Origin of the sequence: Cohnella terricola (assembly GCF_007786475.1) — a bacterium.
Classification (GTDB): domain Bacteria; phylum Bacillota; class Bacilli; order Paenibacillales; family Paenibacillaceae; genus Cohnella; species Cohnella terricola.
In genome coordinates this window covers 222,812-239,316 of record NZ_VNJJ01000001.1, presented here as the reverse complement: position 1 = coordinate 239,316, position 16,505 = coordinate 222,812, and the positions used below count along the sequence as shown (strand labels likewise).

Sequence of the window (16,505 nt, the reverse complement as noted above, 5' to 3'; positions counted from 1 at the left end):
TTAATACGAATGACACAATCGAAATCCAGCTCTAAGTTATTGAACAGTAGCAAAATTACGAGAGATCGTACGGTACTTCGTCGGTGATATCCCTTTTCTAGCTGTAAACTGTTTAATGAAGTAGGTGTCATACTCAAATCCTGCGACGCGCGCTATTTCATTAAGGTTCATATCTGTATGTGTCAGAAGGTCGCTCGCAACCTTTAATCGATAGGAAAGCAGGTAACCAATCGCTGTAGTTCCGCATCTTTCCTGAAACTTCTTATTCAAAGTCACACGGTTAAGATGAACGTGATTTGTCAAATCCTCCAATGAAATCTTTCGTGAATAATTCGTATGTATATAATCTAACACCGCATCGACGGGTGATTGTTCGCTGTTTCGACTCAATTCCTCAAGCAACCCCATCATTTGAATGAGGTATTTTTTTATTCTGCACACCCAGAGTGCATCGCTTTGCGCCTGCACCTCTGTGCCGAGCACAAAAAACCATTCAAACAGTAGCGGATATGCTTTCTCGGTTACACGAGGCACACCCGTATGCAAATCTCTATGAAAAAGGGAAAGGCCCGTTTGGATTCTAGGAACTGAAGGAAAGTATTCCTCCGTCTCGGCAAGCGTTATTGTGTTAAGAAATTCGGGATGAAAACGAAAGGATTGTGCGGCCACGTTAAGCTTCTCAAGGATCTGCACCTTATCGCCTTCGGCCAAGCAAAGAACGCCAGGAGCGCTTATTGCTATCGGACGTTCGTTCAATATCCCTTTCATACTTCCAGACGTAATCAAAATCAGCGTATACCGTTCAGGATAGGGGAGTCTGGTAAAATCCTCCACCGCATTAAACTCTACATACACGTCACGTTTTTTGTATCGATCGATTTGCGGCATATTGTTCACCAATCAAATAGTGTAGTTGGTTGCTTCATTTATGACAGTGTAACATACAACCTCTAGGGATATAATTACAATGTGAATCCGCAAAAAGGAGGAATTTATGATGACTGTTGAGCGTTATCACATTCAAGTCTCCGATGAAATTCTTGACGATCTGCAATACCGACTGCAACACATTCGTTGGCCTGATCAATTAGAAGGCTCGAATTGGGAGCGAGGAACAGATTTAAATTATTTAAAGACACTCGTTTCCTACTGGAGAGATCATTACGATTGGCGCGCACAAGAAGCCAAGTTGAACCGCTTTTCCCAATATCGCTGCAATATCGATGGAATAGATGTGCACTTCGTACACGAGCGCGGCAAAGGGCCTAACCCCCTCCCCCTAATTCTTACCCATGGATGGCCCGACAGTTACCTTCGTTATCAAAAAATAATTCCTCTCCTGACGGATCCGGCTAGTCACGGAGGTAATCCCGAGGACTCTTTTGATGTCATTGTTCCTTCATTACCCGGATTTGGATTCTCCGGCAAACCCACCCAACCCGGCATCAACAATTATCGTGTCTCTCAGATGTGGGCTAAGCTAATGACAGAAGAATTAGGCTACAAAAAATTTGCAGCCGCTGGCGGTGATGTCGGCTCCGGCGTTACGAGATATCTGGCAGCAACCTATCCTGAACTTTTAGTTGGCATCCATCTAACGGATGTCGGCATAATAAGGAGTCTTATGACTTCGCATGATGAGTTGAAACTTTCCGAAGAAGAACGACAATATAAGAAAAAGGCTTCCGAATGGATTTCCCAAGAGGGAGGTTACATGTCCATTCAATCGACCAAACCTCAAAGTCTGGCATATGGACTTTCCGACTCACCGGTAGGTTTGGCCGCTTGGCTTGTTGAGAAATTTCGCTCATGGAGCGATTGCGAGGGGGACCTCCAACAAATATTCAGCAAGGATGAGCTATTGACTCATATCATGATCTATTGGGTAACCAACACCGTCGGATCATCAGCAAGTATATATTACGAAAATTCGCATACCTTGCCTCCATTGGGCCGCATAGAAGTTCCGACAGGCTTGGCCCTATTTCCTGCGGACATTTTGCTCCCCCCAAAATCCTGGACGAAAAGCAATTTGAATGTAACTCGTTGGACCACTATGCCTTCCGGCGGGCATTTTACTGCTCTGGAAGAACCGGAGCTGCTAGCCAACGACATTCGCGAATTCTACAGTCCTCTTAGACCTTAACTAGGAACAGCCTGCTGATTGTCAGCAGGCTGTTACACGGAATCATGCTATCACTCTCAAACCCTAGCCATCGAGTTTTCCTTGTTAGCAGTCTTGTTTTGCTTAAGAGCAATGAAGGCAACCATTATACCTAGCAGCGTTACGGCGGTCGTAACCCTGAACGCAATATGAATGGAGTGGTTCAGTTCGGCCGCAGTCATCGTCTCCAATGTCGCATTCGAGCCCAAGCTTGCGGATATGATCGCCATAATGACCGCGAGACCGATCGCGCCGCCGATTTGCTGACCTGTCGTTATAAGCGCGGAAGCCACGCCCTGTTCCTTAGGATCGATGCCCGTACTGCCTGCGATGAACATCGTCGTGAATACAAGCGCTTGGCCAATGCCGATCATCACGATGCCCGGAATGAATCCCCATGCCGAACCCGTAGCGGATAGCTGAGTGAGCATCAGAAATCCGACGGCTCCAGTTCCCATTCCCGCAGCAATCGTGCCGGCTGCCCCAACCTTCGTTAACAGGATATGAATCAGCCTTACTCCCAGAAACGCGCTGAGCGTAAGCGGCAAGAAAGAAAATCCGGATTGAACGGCCGAATAGTGCAGAACATCCTGCATATAAAGCGTTAGGAAGTAATAGAGCGTACCGAACGATGCGGAAAAAAGGAAAGCGGTCAGCGCGGCTCCGGTCAGATTGCGATTGCGGAACAAGCGGAAGGAGATCAGTGGCGCTGCCGAACGATGCTCGATGGCAACGAAAAGGATGAGCAAGATAACGCCAGCTATGACATATGGCACAGTCCTTAGACTAGACCATCCTTCGACCGGCGATTGGATGAGATAATAAACGATAAGAAGCAAACCTGCCGTAACCGATAACGTGCCGCCAACGTCAAACGACCTTGCTTTGGACGAAATCTTGCTTTCTTTGAGCACGATCGGCGCCATCGCAATGGCGAGAAGCGCGATCGGCACATTCACGAAGAAGGTGGCTTCCCATCCGATGTAGCTGGTCAATACTCCGCCAAGCAGCAGACCGAGGGACAAGCCGACTCCGCCCATTGCCGACCAAATGCCCATGGCCCGGTTACGCTCGGCGCCTTCTTCGAAGTTGGACATGATCAGCGACAACGTCGCCGGCGACAACAACGCGCCTCCAAGCCCTTGCAATCCCCTAGCGATGATCAGCATAAGCTGGGATTCCGATAGGCCCCCGAGCAACGAACCTAAACCGAACAAGGCCATCGCGATTATGAACATGCGGCGTCTGCCCAGTAAATCGGATAACCGACCGCCAATGAACAAGAATCCACCGAAGGCAAGCGAATAGGCACTGACGACCCACTGCAGATGGTTGGCCGAGAAGCCCAACTCTTCGCCAAGGGAAGGCATAGCGACAAAAATAATCGTATAATCGAGAGCCATCATCAACTGCGAAATGGCCAGAATGAAAAGCGCTAATCCTTTTGTTTTCATCGAAATCCTCTCCTTTATAGACCAAATAGTCTAATTTGAATATATTTTGACCGATCGATCTAATAACGCCAAAATAAACGAAGATCAGCGTACTTCTGATCTTCTCTTATCGATCAAGCGCGGACAGAGTAACCGCCGTAATTTCCTCCAGCACTTTTGCATCGTCGGATAATTTGGCGACTTGGGTCAACGCGTATCGGGCATGATACAAATACTTAGCGAGCGCAAGCAAGTCCTGTTGATCATTCAGCTCGTCTTGATCCTTAGCTCGAATCAAGGCTTCATGGAACGCCTTCTCCAGCCGGATTCGGTCTTGTTCGAACAACGTCGCGATCTCCGGATCGTGAGGAACCTGGTCGATGGCGCTATACAGAATCAAGCATTCCTTGCGCCGATCCTTATCCTGAAGCGCCGCCACGATATCGCGGAAAATCCTCTCGATCTGTTGCCTGACGGGTCCCGTCCCCTCCAGATAAGCGACGACAGCCGACGATTTCTCGTTCACGTAGTGTTTGACGGCTTTAACGAACAGATCCCGCTTCGTGCCGTACGTATCATATAAACTCTGCCTGGCAATTCCCAGGCTGTCGAGCAGAATTTGAAGCGAAGTCCCCTCGTAACCGTAATGTCCGAACACTTCCATGGCCTTGTGCAGCACGAAGTTCGTATCGAATTCCTTGTTTCTTGCCATTTTCACAAGCCTCCTTTCAGTCCCATACTACCCTTACTGGATCGTTCAGTCAAGAATAGGCGTTAACCATACGCGAAATTTTCTACCCCCCTTCATTGTGACCACATATTATCATTTCCAGACCGTTTGGTCAAATAAGATGATCCCGCCGCTTCTCCTACCTGCTAGGAGCATTGAAGGATGCAAAAAGGCGAATATCTCCCTCGAGTATGACCTCTTGGGAAACATTCGCCCGCCCGCCTTGGCATTAATTCAATCGCTTATCCCTTCACCGCGCCGACGATCAAGCCCTTGACGAAAAAGCGCTGGAAGAACGGGTACGCGATCAATAGCGGCACGACGCCGATGACGGCGATCGCCATACGGACCGTCTCGCTCGGCATCGGTCCGGTTCGGACGTTCGAACCGAGGCTGCCCGAGGCGAGGAACTGGATGTCCGTCAAAATACGATTAAGCATGTTTTGCAGGCTATACAGCTTGCTGTCGGTAATGTAAATCATACCGTTGAACCAGTCGTTCCAGTAGAGCACAAGCTGGAACAATCCGATTGTCGCGAGTATGGGCGTGGACAGCGGAATAACGATCGAGAAGAAAGTGCGGATTTCGCCCGCCCCGTCGATGCTTGCCGATTCAATGACAGGCGTGGGAACGGATGAAGCGAAGTACGAGCGGACCAGCATGACGTTGAATCCGTTAGTTAATAGACCCGGTACGACCAAAGCCCAGATTGTGTTCTTGATCTCGAACGCCTGCGTGTAGATCAGGTAAGTCGGTACGAGTCCGCCATTAAACAGCAGCGTGAAGAAGATCAGGAACGCGACCAGATTGCGATAAGGCATGTCCTGCCGGGACAATGGATATGCCAGCATGGCGGTAATCGCCACTCCGACGATTGTGCCGATGATGGTAATCAGCGCAGTTACGCCATAAGCCCGGGTAATCTCGTTTAGCTTGCCGCCCAGGTACGAATAGGCCTCCAGGCTGAACGACTTCGGCCAGAAGGAGTACCCTTCGCGAATAATTTCATGCTCGCTGGTGAACGAGGAGACGATCAGCAAGACGAACGGGAATAGACACCCGATCGAAGCGAGCACCATGATGATGTGCGTTATCCACTGCCAGATCCGATGTTCGCGGTTCATTCGCCGCTCCCCCCTTTAGAATAACGAATTTTCTCGGCTTACCTTGCGGACGATAAAGTTGGACAGCAGTACGAGAACCAGCCCCACCATCGATTGATACAAGCCGGCGGCAGAGGACATGCCTACGTCGCCGAGCTGGATCAGCCCGCGATACACATAGGTGTCGATGACATTGGTTGTGTCGTACAATGCGCCTGAATTCATCGGCACCTGGTAGAATAGGCCGAAGTCCGAGTAGAAGATGCGTCCGATCGCCAGCAGCGTCATTACCGTAATCATCGGCACGAGAAGCGGCAGCGTGATCGAGCGAATCTGCCGTAATTTCGACGCACCGTCAATCGTCGCCGCCTCATAATATTCGGGGTCGATGCCTATGATCGAGGCCAGGTAGATGACGCATAGGAAACCGACGCTTTTCCACAAGTTGACCACGGTCAGAATAACCGGCCAATATTTCGCCTCGTTGTACCAGGAGATTTCGTCCAGATGGAACAGTGGCAGAATCGTCCGGTTGACGAATCCGGTCTCCGTGCTCAACATGGCAAACACCAGGTAACTGATAATAATAGTAGAGATTAGGTACGGTATGAGCACGACGCTCTGATAGAAGCGCATAAACAACTTGTTCTTGATCTCGTTCAGCAGGATCGCCGCAGCGATGGCCGCCACCGTGTTGATGACAATAAACGAGCCGTTGTAAAGAATCGTGTTGCGGGTGATGACGTAAGCATCGGACGTCTTGAATAAATATTCGAAATTTTTCAGCCCTACCCAATCGCCGGCAAGGAAGCCTTTGGAGAAATTAACGTCCTTGAAAGCGACCACAAGACCGAACATCGGAAAGTAATTGTTAATGAGAAAATAAACGAGGCCAGGCAGCATCATAAGCGCCAGAAGGCCGTACCGTTTGAACTTCCGACCGCCTCTTCGCCGGACCGAATCTTGAGACGTGTCTGCGATGCTGTGCGACATATTCGAATCCCTCCGTTTCGCAGGTCAAAAAAGACCGTGATCCACCGCTCGTAATGCGCAACAGGCGGATCACAGTCCGAACGTACCCTATTGGCTTGCTTTGAAGACTATCGCAACACGACGGTCCGCTTCTCTTCGAAGGAGCGGTAGGCAGCCAGCGCCGCTTCCGTCGCCCGCAGACCGTCCACTCCGGTCACGAGCGGAGGTTTGCCCTGCCCGATGTGATCCAGGAAGTTCCGCAGCAACCCCTCGTCCATGTTGTCGCCCCAAGGGTCCCACTTCACACCGACTTTATCGCTATACACGTTGATCTTCTGGCCGAACGCGTCCACGTGCAGAATGCCTTCGGTGCCGATAATCTCCATCGTAACGTCGCCCCATGTCGGATAGGCCTTCGTACGGGACCAACTGCAGTCGATCGTGGCGAATGCGCCATTCTCGAATTCGAGCGTCACGATTCCGCAATCGTCGATTGGGTTGTCCGAGAAACGACTGTCGTACTCGGCGTAAACCTTCTTCACTTCGGTCTCCATAAACCATCTCATTAAATCCGCCAAGTGCACCGTATGGTCCATGACCGCCCCGCCTCCCGACAGCGCGGGGTCCGTAAACCAGCCTTCCGGTATAAAACCGTGGTTCGTACCCTTAATCGCCAGAATTTCGCCGATCTGGCCGCTCTCGATCGCCTTCTTAGCGGCGGCGACAGGCGTGCTGAAGCGAACCGGAAAAGCCGTGCCGAGGTACACGCCGCTGCGTTCGCAAACATCGATCATCTCCTGCGCGTCCTCCAGGTTTGTCGATAACGGCTTCTCGCACAACACGTGCTTACCGGCCCGAGCGGCGGCGATCACGTGCTCGTGATGCTTCGCATTTTCCGAAGTGACAATAACCGCGTCCAATTCCTGTTCCAACAGTTCTTGATAACTGCTGTATAGCGGCAAGTTAAATTGCTTCGCCCACGGTTCAGCACGCGACCGATCCTCGTCGGCGATACCGACGATGTCAACGTTCGGCATGCCCTGCAGAACATACATATAGCCAACCGCGTGCATATGCGCCACGCTGATAATTCCGATTTTCATGGGTAGTGCCCTCCTCTTCATCCTACGCCATACGGTACGCTATTCCCGTTCGCCCAAAGTCACCGGCTGACCGGAATCCATTGACTGCAGTGCCGCCAACACGACCTCGACCGCCTTGAAACCGTCCTCCGCCGTCACCCGCGGGTCCGCTCCTGTCTCGATACATTCGATGAAATGCTGCAGTTCGCGGGCGTAAGGATTGGGCTCGACTGTGCTCAGCGGTACGAAGACTCCCCCGCCCGCTTCCGAAGACTCGCGGCGCTTCAAGTCCAAGGGCTTGTCTTTGCTGCTGTCGTAATCAACGATGCCTTCGGAACCTGCGAATTCGAATGTTGTGACAAACTCCTCGTGCGCCCAGGAGCCTTCCACATGCGCGATGACGCCGTTGCGGAAGCGCAGCGTAACTAGACCATAGTCCAGTTGCTTGGTGTTCCACTCCCGACCGCGCAATCCTTTGGCGTAGACGCGCTCCACATCGCCGAAGCACCAACGCAGGAAGTCGATGTCGTGGATCGAGAGATCCATCACGACGCCGCCGCTAAGATCGGGGTTGCTGTACCAATCCTGGTGTCCTGCCGGCATCTTTCCGACCCGGCTCATTCGCACGACGCCTACCTGTCCGATCGAGCCGCTGTCCAGATGGGCCTTGACCTTCTCGTATTCAGGGAAGAAGCGAACGACGTGTGCGACGAATAACTTAACCTTCCGGTAATTACAGAAGTCGATCATTTCCTGCGCATCCGCCAGATTACCTGCTAACGGCTTCTCACAGATGACGTGTTTGCCATGCAGTGCCGCTTTCAATACGTATTCCTTATGCAGGAAGGTCGGCACGCAAACATCGACGATATCGACTTGCTCCAGTTTGTCCAGCGCCTCCTCCAACGTGACGAAGGCTGGGACGCCGGTCATCTGCGCTAGCGGCTCCGCCTTCTCCGAATTCGGATCGACGATCCCGACGAGCTTGATCTTAGACAGGCTCAGGTACGAGAAGGCATGAACGGTTGCCATCGAACCGGCGCCTATTAGCAAAATGTGCTGCATAACGATTTCCTCCTTGTACGGTTGGGGCTGGCGCCTATTGGTGGTTCTGTGACCAAGCATCCAACTGCTTCTGCTTCTCGGCGATGATCTTATCTAGACCAGCCGCCTTCAGCTTGTCGATGAACTTCGGTAAAGTATTTTCCGGATCCAGCGTACCTGTTTCAAGGCCGCCCTTGAATTGGTTCATCACGTTCTGAACAGCCGCCGACTCCGTCTTGACCGGATCGACGTTAAATGTGAAGCCGAGCGCCTTCGATTGCTTTGCATTCTGGTTGAACTGCTGAAGCTGGTTCCAGATATCCGGATCGTTGCCCTTGAATACGCGTGAGATCAACTGGTTTCCGAACAGAATGCCCGTGTTCGTGTAGCCGTTCGTCGCGCTGGTCACGCCTTCGGGATAGTCAATCAGATTATCAGAATTTGTGACGTAGTGTTTTCCCTCAATGCCGTAATCGAGCAGATTAAGCAGATCGCTGTCGGAGTACAACAGGTTGAGGAATTGCATCGCTTTCTCCGGATTTTTGGAATTCGACGCGATGCCTTGCATGATGATTGTAATATTGCTCGTCTGCGTCACCGGCTGATCGAACGATACGGCCACCAATTGCTGCCCGGTCGACGCCGATTCCTGCGACTCAATGCCCGGCTTGATCCGACATAGGTAAGCGAATGCCTTGCCCGCACCCATCAACGTCACGGCGGAGTCGGTCATCGTCGCCGCATCTTTGGAGATGAAGCCGTTCAGGTACCACTGCCGAACGAGATTAAGCCGTTCCTCGTACATGGGATCCTCGAACAGATTCGTCACCTTCAACTGGTTATCGAGGCCAGGCAGTATGCCGATCGAATCGTCCAACGTGTCAAAGTCGCTCGTGTTCATCAAATCAGTGAACGTTAGTGTCGTGCTGCCGCCGTTTAACGGAACGAGCGGTGTGATGTTCGGCTCGTTATCCTTGATCGTCTGGAATACGGCGGTCAGGTCCTCGTAAGTTTTGATGCTGTTCACGTCGATATGGTACTTGTCCACCAGGTCCTTCCGCATGAGAATCCCCGGTCCAGCCGCGAAGTCGCGAATGCTCGGCACCGCGTATATCTTCCCGTCGATTCTCGTGGCATCGAGGTAAGAGGAATTAACCGCTTTCAAAATATCCTGTCCGTTGGATGCAAGCAGATCGTCCAATGCAACCAGTTGTCCTTTCGCCACCTTCGTGGCATATTCGGCGCTCTGGACAGTCATAATGTCCAGCTTCTCGTTCGAGGAAAGCATCAAGTTAAGCTGTTGCTGCCAAGCGCCAAAGCTGATTGGAAGCAACTTGACCGTCGCCCCGATTTTACCCTTGAGGATTTTGTTCATCTCATCCTGAACAAGCTGCAGATCCTGCGGATCGTTCCCCGGATAAGCCATCGTAATTACATAAGAAGATTCCCCAGACTCGGATGCGCTCGGTGCACCTCCTGCGCTATTCTTTCCGTTGTTGCCGGAGCATGCGGACAACGATGCGGTGAGCAGCGCCCCCCCGATCAACATAGACAGTAACCTTTTCCCTTTTCTCATTTGTCACCTTCCCTTCTTTTGATACATTTATCATAAGGAATCGTGTTTGTTTGCCGCTACCTTAATACAGACTAATTGTTATGCGTAATCTGACATGCAATAAAAACGCTAACAATAACATACATGGAATAGAGCGGCAGCCGGAACGCTGCTACGTATCCGGCTGCTGCCTTTTAGATTATGAAAGGCTTCCAAGCTCTTCTCGGGAATGACGGAATTCCTGCGGCGTCTGCCCCGTGCTCTTTTTGAAGATCCGGGAGAAATGAGAGAAGTTCGTATAACCGATAGCGGTAACGATGCTATGGATCGGCTTGTTCGTCTTGATCAATAGCTCTTTCGCCACATGAATTCGCTCCTGTACAACGAAATCCGAAATTTTCATTCCCGTCACCTTCTTGAACATTCGGGTAAGATAGTCGGGATTCAAGTAGACATGAGCCGCGATTTCCTCGCGCGACAGCTCGGGATCCGATAAGCGGTTCAGGATATAGCTCTTCACTTTCTCCACCACGTTCCCTGTCTTCTCCGCATCCTGGGAATGCCGAACCGACTGTCTCACCAACACTTCGATCCATTGCAACATATGCTCGACGGATCGGGTCGCCTGCAGAGCTAGCGTGGAGTTCTCCTCGAATATGATATGAGCCTGCAGCCCGTTCAAATGGAGCACATGGTAGACGATTTGCAGAAAATTGTGATAGAACTCCCGCAGCAGCTTGGCGTTAAGCCGGTTGTTCCGGTCTGCATCGTCCAGATAGTCGCGGATCTCGCTGAGCAGCTTGGCCTCCGAATTCTGCTTCAGCAGTTGCATCCAGACATGTGCGGGAAGCGCTTTCAGATCTTCGACGCCAGTTGGCTCTTGCGGATGAGCTGCGAACAGTACCTCGTTCTTCAACCGGATATTGTCTACGTCCATCGCCAATAGTTCCCGGTAGCTTTCGACCATCCGATGTGCCGTCGCCGCGACTCCAACGTAACAAAATAGGTCGCAATCAAGCCTTCCTCTGCACGTTTGAATGAGCATCTGCATGCTCGTCCGAAGCTCGTCCGCTTCCGATTCGCCGACAATCAGTAGCAGCATCTCTGGACTCATGCGCACCGGCTGCCCCATACTCCCCTGCTCCTGCAGCAGTTCCTTCAAAATATCGGATAGCGAACCCTCCTCTCGGACGAACGACTCTCCGCGTCGACGTTGGATTCGGATTAGGACGGGTATATATCTTGCTTCCTCGCTGTATGTCAAGTTCCCCTTCTCCAGGTACTCCCTGATTCGCTCGGGTTCGGAAGGGAACATCCCCGCTAGCAGATCCCGCCAGAAGTGCTCAACGAACAGCGGTTGCTGGGACGTCCATAACACTTCGTATCGCTTGAATTTCTCCTGCTCGGTTGTCTTCTCCCGTTCGGCAGCGATGGCCGCCAACGCCCGCTCCGCCACCTTCTCGATCTCCGGGAAACGGATTGGCTTGAGTAGATACTCGAAGCTGCCGAGCTGAATTGCACGCTGGGCAAACTTAAAATCCGCATGACAAGTCAGAAAAATACATACCACATACGGCGCCTCCTCATTCACCCACTCCATCAGTTCTAGCCCGCTTCCCTGCGGCATCTCGATGTCGCAGATCATCAGGTCGACGCGTTGGCTGCGGATGACCTCCTTGGCCCGCCGGATATTAGTCGAGACATGCACCGAAGATATCCCCATGCGGTCCCAATGCACACCCTCCGCGATCACCTTGGCCGTATAGGCCTCGTCATCGACAATCAGTAGTTGATACATAGATGAACTCCCTCCCGGCTATTCGCTCATGGCAACGTAATCCGAATCTCGGCGCCCCATTCCTCGCCATTGGCGAACTTGATGTCCGCCCGGTCTCCGTACAGCAGACGCAGCCGATGCATTGCGTTCCAGATCCCCACATGCTCGCCCCGCTCGCTGCGCACATCCTCTTGGACGGCCAGTCTGTGCAGCACCTCGTCGGGGAATCCATTGCCCGTATCCCGAATGAGCAGTCGCAGCCCCGTTCCGTCCCCGTTTGCGCTACAGATATCGATCTGCAGATGCACCGGCTCGTCCATCGTGAGCGTGTGCTTGATCGTATTTTCCACGAACGTCTGAACGAGCAGCGGCGGCACGGGCCGATCCAGCAGCTCCTCCGGCGCCGAGAGCTCGTAGGTCAGACTGTCGCCGTAACGCATCTCCTGAATTCGCAAATAATTGATCAGCTGCTCTACCTCGTCTCGCAGCGGCACTTGCGTCCTGTCGCCCTGAAGCAGCATATACCGGAAATAGCGGACAAGCGCTAGAGACAGCTCCTGAATGATCGGGTAATCGCGCACCTGCGCGGAGTTGTAAATCATATTGATTGTGTTCATGAAGAAGTGCGGATTTATCTGGAGCTGCAGGTGCATCAGCTCGGCGGTCTGCTTGCTGATTTTCTCCTCGTATACGCTGATCGTCAGCTCCTGGACCGTCCGGATCATCGTGTTAAACGATTCGTGCATCAGCTCAAACTCCACCGAGGATGGAGACGGCTCGATCCTCGCCTCCCAGTTGCCGAGCTTTACCTGCTTCATCGCCGACACGATTCGCCGGACCGGCAGCAAGATTAGGCGTTGGAAGAACAACAACACGAACGGGATGGCAATAACGGAACCGATGCAGATGACGGCGATGATATCCTTGAAGGAAGACAACCGCTCCAGAATCGCGCTATCCGGGATTACGGCCGCCAGACTGAACGGCCCGAGGCTCGACTGCGCCCCCGCGACCAGGAACTTGCCGTTCGAGCCGGTCAGACGGTCGGACTTCAAGTCGATCCCGTGCTCGCTCACATAGTCGCGATCGTTCATCGCCGACGAATCCGTCTCGTCGATTAAGACGGCCCGTCCGTCCTGGCCCAACTGGATCAGTTCCAAGGGAACCATGATCTTCTTGACATTGACCCAGCCGACGATATCGACATTGCCCGCTTTCACGATATGATACAGGAAATACTCGTTACCGATACAATAAGTTCGCCAACGTTCGCCGGAATTTCCTTTTGAGCCGGGATCTGTCCGAAGCCAGCTTTGAATGCTATCGTTTAAGACTTTGCGGTAGTCATAACTTTGGCTCATTTCCTCCGTGATCATCATATCGTCATTCTCGCGGGAATAGATGATAAAGGAATCAATCGACTTGTACGAGTTGATGTCGGTGTTGATTTTTTTCGCTAACGCAATTTTCGAAATGTTGTATTCATTCGGATTGCGCTTCTCCGGTACGTCCAGTTGAAGCAGGTCAGTGTTCGTGGCAGCCAGCGCGTACAAGTAGTTGTCGACTTCCTTAAGACTGGCGTCGATCCGGCCCATGTATAGGCTCATCATATTCACGTTGGATTGCATAACCTGGTTGCGAATGATTTGAATCGCATAGAAGTTATTATAGATGAGCAGACCGACCAGGGGGACTATGACGAGAAGTAGACCGAACAGCAACTTGAAGCGAATCGTTCTCAGGAAGGTTCTGTTCAGTCCTCTCATGCCATCGTCCCCTTACCGATTAATTGAACTAAGTATAGCTTGCTTCTAGCAGGACGACAATGAAATTGCAATATAAGCGGTCACTTGAGTCGCCAGCAGAATCTCGTTTTCAGAAAAAATTACAACGAAAAAAGAGGTTAAACCGGATCAAGCCGGTTAACCTCATCTTGCGAATTTATTCTCGTCGAAGGAACGTTGTCACCACTGATCTGTCTTCGTCCTTTGCCTTACCACTCCATCTGTTCCCCTATATTGTTCACGAACAGAGGCCGGTCTCCAAGCTCTTCCGCGCCCAGACGAACAATTGTATCGGCAATGTAAGTCGCCGCTTGTTTGGAAGTCAGTTCTGCCGATGTGTCCAGCTTGCCGTTCATATACGTCTGCATCCAGCCCGGATAAATAGCGATAACTCTTCCGCCCTCTTTCTTCAAGTGATTATGAAGAATATTGGATTGAATGTTCAGCGCCGCTTTGGACATACAGTAGCCGTACCAGCCTTCCCTTTCTGGCTGTTGGATTTGCCCTGCCTCGGAGGAGATGTTGACGATGAGCTTGCTGTCGCTGTTCATGAGCAAGCGGGCAAGCGCTTGGGTCATGCGGAGCGGGCCGATTGAGTTGACGTTGTACTCTTTCAACATATTATCGAAATTCAGATCGTCGTAGACGGTTGCGTCCCTATCGAGCAGAATGCCCGCGTTGTTGATCAACATATCCAGCTTATCCGTACGTTCGGAGATAAAAGCGCCCACGCTCTTCACGCTGTCATCGTTCGATACGTCCATCTGAACGGGAACAATGCGATCGCCGTAACGCTCCGCAAGCCCGTCAAGATCCTTCCACTCGGCCAAATATTTACCCGCGTACACCGTATATCCCCGCTCCAAGAAATTCAGCGTCAATTCGAAGCCTAATCCCCGGTCGGCTCCCGTAATGCATATGGACTTGCTCATATTATCGTCCTCCCCATATTAGGCTCTCTCTCGTTGCGAACGGACAAGCTTAAACATGCTTTTCGTCCGGATATATCATAATTTTGATGCTCGTTTCTTTTTGCGTGCGGGCCGTCTCTACCGCTTCTTTAATCGAGCGAAGAGGAAATTTGTGCGTGATGACCCGTCGAATGTCCTGATTGCCTCTACTCAAGGCTTGGATGGCAGCCGGATACGTATTGGCATAACGGAATAAGCCATAAACGTCTAATTCCGAATCGACCAATTGGGCCACGTCGACCGGGATCGACTCTGCTACGGGCAAGCCGACCAGCACAATCGTACCCCCGCGCTTGACGAGACGGATGCTGTCGGCAATCGCCCGGGCATTGCCCGACGTTTCGATCAAGACATCAAATCCCTTAAAGCCCTCCGCATCGCCAAGCTGCTCGGCAATAGATCCTTGCGTCGGATCGATGACGCCCGTCGCCCCAAGCTCCATCGCCAGCTCGCGCCGGAAAGCGACCACGTCGCTCCCGTAGAGCTCCGTCACGCCGAATAGCTTCGCCGCTTCCAACGCCAGCAGGCCGATCGGCCCAAGTCCGGTTACGAGCACAGTATGATCCGGTTGGATCTTGCCCCGGCGCATCGCGTGAAAGCCGACGGACAGCGGCTCTAGCAGAGCGCCCTCCTCAAAGCTCATCCCGTCCGGCAGCTTAAACAGAAAATCGCTTCGGATCGCGACATATTCGGCCCAGGCGCCGTCCACCGGAGGCGTTGCCATAAAGACGACGTCGGGACAAAGGTTATACCGACCGGACTTGCAATATTCGCAGCGACCGCACGTCACGCCCGGTTCGACGGCCACCCGGTCGCCTACCTGAACGTTGCCTACGCCTCTGCCAACTTTTACGACAGTGCCGGCAAGCTCGTGTCCGAGAATAATCGGTTTCTCCACGACATAGCGGCCAATTCTGCCATGCTCGTAATAATGAACGTCGGAGCCGCAAATACCGATGCAATGAACGCGAACGAGCGCTTCATCCCATTTGGGCTCGGGAATGTCCACCTGCCTGATCTCGATCGACAGCGGCCGATCCATCACCGCCGCCGCCATTTTATTGCTCTCCATCCGGTGTCGCCCCCCAATGAAATCATCTTTATGAAGTGATTCTTACTACAACCTACAGTCGGCGGGCTACCCAGCGAACGGCTCTTCTCAGCGTCTCGCGGACTTCCGATGCGGTGTAGGCATGGCGATCGTGCCCGAGCAGCGTCTGATATACCCGCGAATTCCGGTAGCCGGACGTCCATGCAAGCGGCTCTTCCTTGTTCGTGATATTCGAAACGGCCGCATACAGCGGGTGAATCTCTACGTCGCCCTCCTGATTGAAGTATAACTCATCTTGTGTTTCGAACGGCGCGATTCCTTGCGTAATCGGATGGGACTCGTCCAGCATACGAACCGTAAACGTTCCGTAGTCATCATGAGCGCTTTCGCCATGATGGTTCCATGCCCGAGGCACGATACGATGGTATTCCGGCCAGTCGGAAGCTCCCGCTTCCGGCAAGGAGAAATGGAACGCACCGTTCGCGAAATGCAAAATGACGATTCCTTTGCCTTGCTCGCCGAAAGCGATGACGTTCGCTTTCGCCTGTTCACTCAGCTCCGTCGGATCGTGCCAGTTGCAATAGTTCAACGCTAGAACGTCGAATTCAGCCAGATCCCCGGCTAGAACCTCTATATCCAGCGATAAGGTTACCGCGATATCGCCCTCCGCTTGCAGCGCTTCCTGAATAAGAGGGGTATTCTCCTCCCAATTGTGCCATTTATGATTTTCATTTCCCGAGATTAGCAATACTTTTAACGGTTGGTTAGACAAGAGTACCCTCTCCTTATTTAATTGTAGGTCCTGCAGCTTGTCTTGCTAATTGGATACCCATCCTCTA

The 16,505-nt window shown here is 52.1% G+C and carries 14 protein-coding genes; 1 reads left to right on the top strand and 13 read right to left on the bottom strand.

Going from position 1 to position 16,505, the window contains the following annotated elements; genetic code table 11:
- Nucleotides 1–36: 36 nt before the first annotated feature.
- A complete protein-coding gene (locus tag FPZ45_RS01125; protein WP_144697525.1) occupies nucleotides 37–888 on the bottom strand; it encodes an AraC family transcriptional regulator in 852 nt (283 codons plus the stop codon).
- 109 nt (nucleotides 889–997) lie between these two features.
- Here FPZ45_RS01125 and FPZ45_RS01120 point away from each other — a divergent pair, with 109 nt between their 5' ends.
- Nucleotides 998–2,146 carry an epoxide hydrolase family protein gene (locus FPZ45_RS01120; protein ID WP_144698322.1) on the top strand — a complete coding sequence of 383 codons (1,149 nt, stop codon included), beginning with the start codon at nucleotides 998–1,000 and terminating at the stop codon, nucleotides 2,144–2,146.
- 56 nt (nucleotides 2,147–2,202) lie between these two features.
- On the opposite strand, the gene FPZ45_RS01115 is transcribed toward FPZ45_RS01120, so the two are convergent.
- The 12 genes from FPZ45_RS01115 to FPZ45_RS01060 form a co-directional block, all read right to left on the bottom strand.
- The gene (locus tag FPZ45_RS01115; protein ID WP_144697522.1) at nucleotides 2,203–3,618 is read right to left on the bottom strand and encodes an MFS transporter; all 1,416 of its coding nucleotides are present in this window, start codon (nucleotides 3,616–3,618) and stop codon (nucleotides 2,203–2,205) included.
- A gap of 106 nt (nucleotides 3,619–3,724) precedes the next feature.
- Nucleotides 3,725–4,309: a TetR/AcrR family transcriptional regulator gene (locus FPZ45_RS01110; protein ID WP_144697519.1), complete on the bottom strand. Its 585-nt coding sequence runs from the start codon at nucleotides 4,307–4,309 to the stop codon at nucleotides 3,725–3,727.
- A gap of 260 nt (nucleotides 4,310–4,569) precedes the next feature.
- Entirely contained in the window at nucleotides 4,570–5,451 is an 882-nt protein-coding gene (locus FPZ45_RS01105) for a carbohydrate ABC transporter permease (RefSeq protein WP_144697516.1), read from the bottom strand.
- A gap of 15 nt (nucleotides 5,452–5,466) precedes the next feature.
- Nucleotides 5,467–6,423 carry an ABC transporter permease gene (locus tag FPZ45_RS01100; RefSeq protein WP_246120269.1) on the bottom strand — a complete coding sequence of 319 codons (957 nt, stop codon included), beginning with the start codon at nucleotides 6,421–6,423 and terminating at the stop codon, nucleotides 5,467–5,469.
- Nucleotides 6,424–6,530: 107 nt separating this feature from the next.
- On the bottom strand, nucleotides 6,531–7,505 hold the full coding sequence (locus FPZ45_RS01095) for a Gfo/Idh/MocA family protein (RefSeq protein WP_144697513.1): 975 nt from the start codon (nucleotides 7,503–7,505) through the stop codon (nucleotides 6,531–6,533).
- A 39-nt stretch (nucleotides 7,506–7,544) separates the two neighbouring features.
- A complete protein-coding gene (locus tag FPZ45_RS01090; protein ID WP_144697511.1) occupies nucleotides 7,545–8,549 on the bottom strand; it encodes a Gfo/Idh/MocA family protein in 1,005 nt (334 codons plus the stop codon).
- Between the two features lie 34 nt (nucleotides 8,550–8,583).
- A complete protein-coding gene (locus FPZ45_RS01085; protein WP_144697508.1) occupies nucleotides 8,584–10,104 on the bottom strand; it encodes an ABC transporter substrate-binding protein in 1,521 nt (506 codons plus the stop codon).
- A gap of 178 nt (nucleotides 10,105–10,282) precedes the next feature.
- Nucleotides 10,283–11,881, bottom strand: coding sequence for a response regulator transcription factor (locus tag FPZ45_RS01080; protein ID WP_144697505.1), 1,599 nt, complete (start codon nucleotides 11,879–11,881; stop codon nucleotides 10,283–10,285).
- A gap of 26 nt (nucleotides 11,882–11,907) precedes the next feature.
- Nucleotides 11,908–13,626 (bottom strand): sensor histidine kinase, encoded by a 1,719-nt coding sequence (locus FPZ45_RS01075; protein ID WP_144697502.1) that lies wholly within the window; start codon nucleotides 13,624–13,626, stop codon nucleotides 11,908–11,910.
- Between the two features lie 227 nt (nucleotides 13,627–13,853).
- Nucleotides 13,854–14,576 carry an SDR family NAD(P)-dependent oxidoreductase gene (locus tag FPZ45_RS01070; protein ID WP_144697499.1) on the bottom strand — a complete coding sequence of 241 codons (723 nt, stop codon included), beginning with the start codon at nucleotides 14,574–14,576 and terminating at the stop codon, nucleotides 13,854–13,856.
- 49 nt (nucleotides 14,577–14,625) lie between these two features.
- Entirely contained in the window at nucleotides 14,626–15,687 is a 1,062-nt protein-coding gene (locus FPZ45_RS01065; RefSeq protein WP_144697496.1) for an NAD(P)-dependent alcohol dehydrogenase, read from the bottom strand.
- Between the two features lie 52 nt (nucleotides 15,688–15,739).
- The gene (locus FPZ45_RS01060; RefSeq protein ID WP_186438175.1) at nucleotides 15,740–16,438 is read right to left on the bottom strand and encodes a ThuA domain-containing protein; all 699 of its coding nucleotides are present in this window, start codon (nucleotides 16,436–16,438) and stop codon (nucleotides 15,740–15,742) included.
- Nucleotides 16,439–16,505: the final 67 nt, after the last annotated feature.

Coding starts and splice junctions, on each gene's coding strand:
- FPZ45_RS01125 (WP_144697525.1), bottom strand. CDS start 888: ATGCCGCAAATCGATCGATACAAAAAACGTGACGTGTATGTAGAGTTT.
- FPZ45_RS01120 (WP_144698322.1), top strand. CDS start 998: ATGACTGTTGAGCGTTATCACATTCAAGTCTCCGATGAAATTCTTGAC.
- FPZ45_RS01115 (WP_144697522.1), bottom strand. CDS start 3,618: ATGAAAACAAAAGGATTAGCGCTTTTCATTCTGGCCATTTCGCAGTTG.
- FPZ45_RS01110 (WP_144697519.1), bottom strand. CDS start 4,309: ATGGCAAGAAACAAGGAATTCGATACGAACTTCGTGCTGCACAAGGCC.
- FPZ45_RS01105 (WP_144697516.1), bottom strand. CDS start 5,451: ATGAACCGCGAACATCGGATCTGGCAGTGGATAACGCACATCATCATG.
- FPZ45_RS01100 (WP_246120269.1), bottom strand. CDS start 6,423: ATGTCGCACAGCATCGCAGACACGTCTCAAGATTCGGTCCGGCGAAGA.
- FPZ45_RS01095 (WP_144697513.1), bottom strand. CDS start 7,505: ATGAAAATCGGAATTATCAGCGTGGCGCATATGCACGCGGTTGGCTAT.
- FPZ45_RS01090 (WP_144697511.1), bottom strand. CDS start 8,549: ATGCAGCACATTTTGCTAATAGGCGCCGGTTCGATGGCAACCGTTCAT.
- FPZ45_RS01085 (WP_144697508.1), bottom strand. CDS start 10,104: ATGAGAAAAGGGAAAAGGTTACTGTCTATGTTGATCGGGGGGGCGCTG.
- FPZ45_RS01080 (WP_144697505.1), bottom strand. CDS start 11,881: ATGTATCAACTACTGATTGTCGATGACGAGGCCTATACGGCCAAGGTG.
- FPZ45_RS01075 (WP_144697502.1), bottom strand. CDS start 13,626: ATGAGAGGACTGAACAGAACCTTCCTGAGAACGATTCGCTTCAAGTTG.
- FPZ45_RS01070 (WP_144697499.1), bottom strand. CDS start 14,576: ATGAGCAAGTCCATATGCATTACGGGAGCCGACCGGGGATTAGGCTTC.
- FPZ45_RS01065 (WP_144697496.1), bottom strand. CDS start 15,687: ATGGAGAGCAATAAAATGGCGGCGGCGGTGATGGATCGGCCGCTGTCG.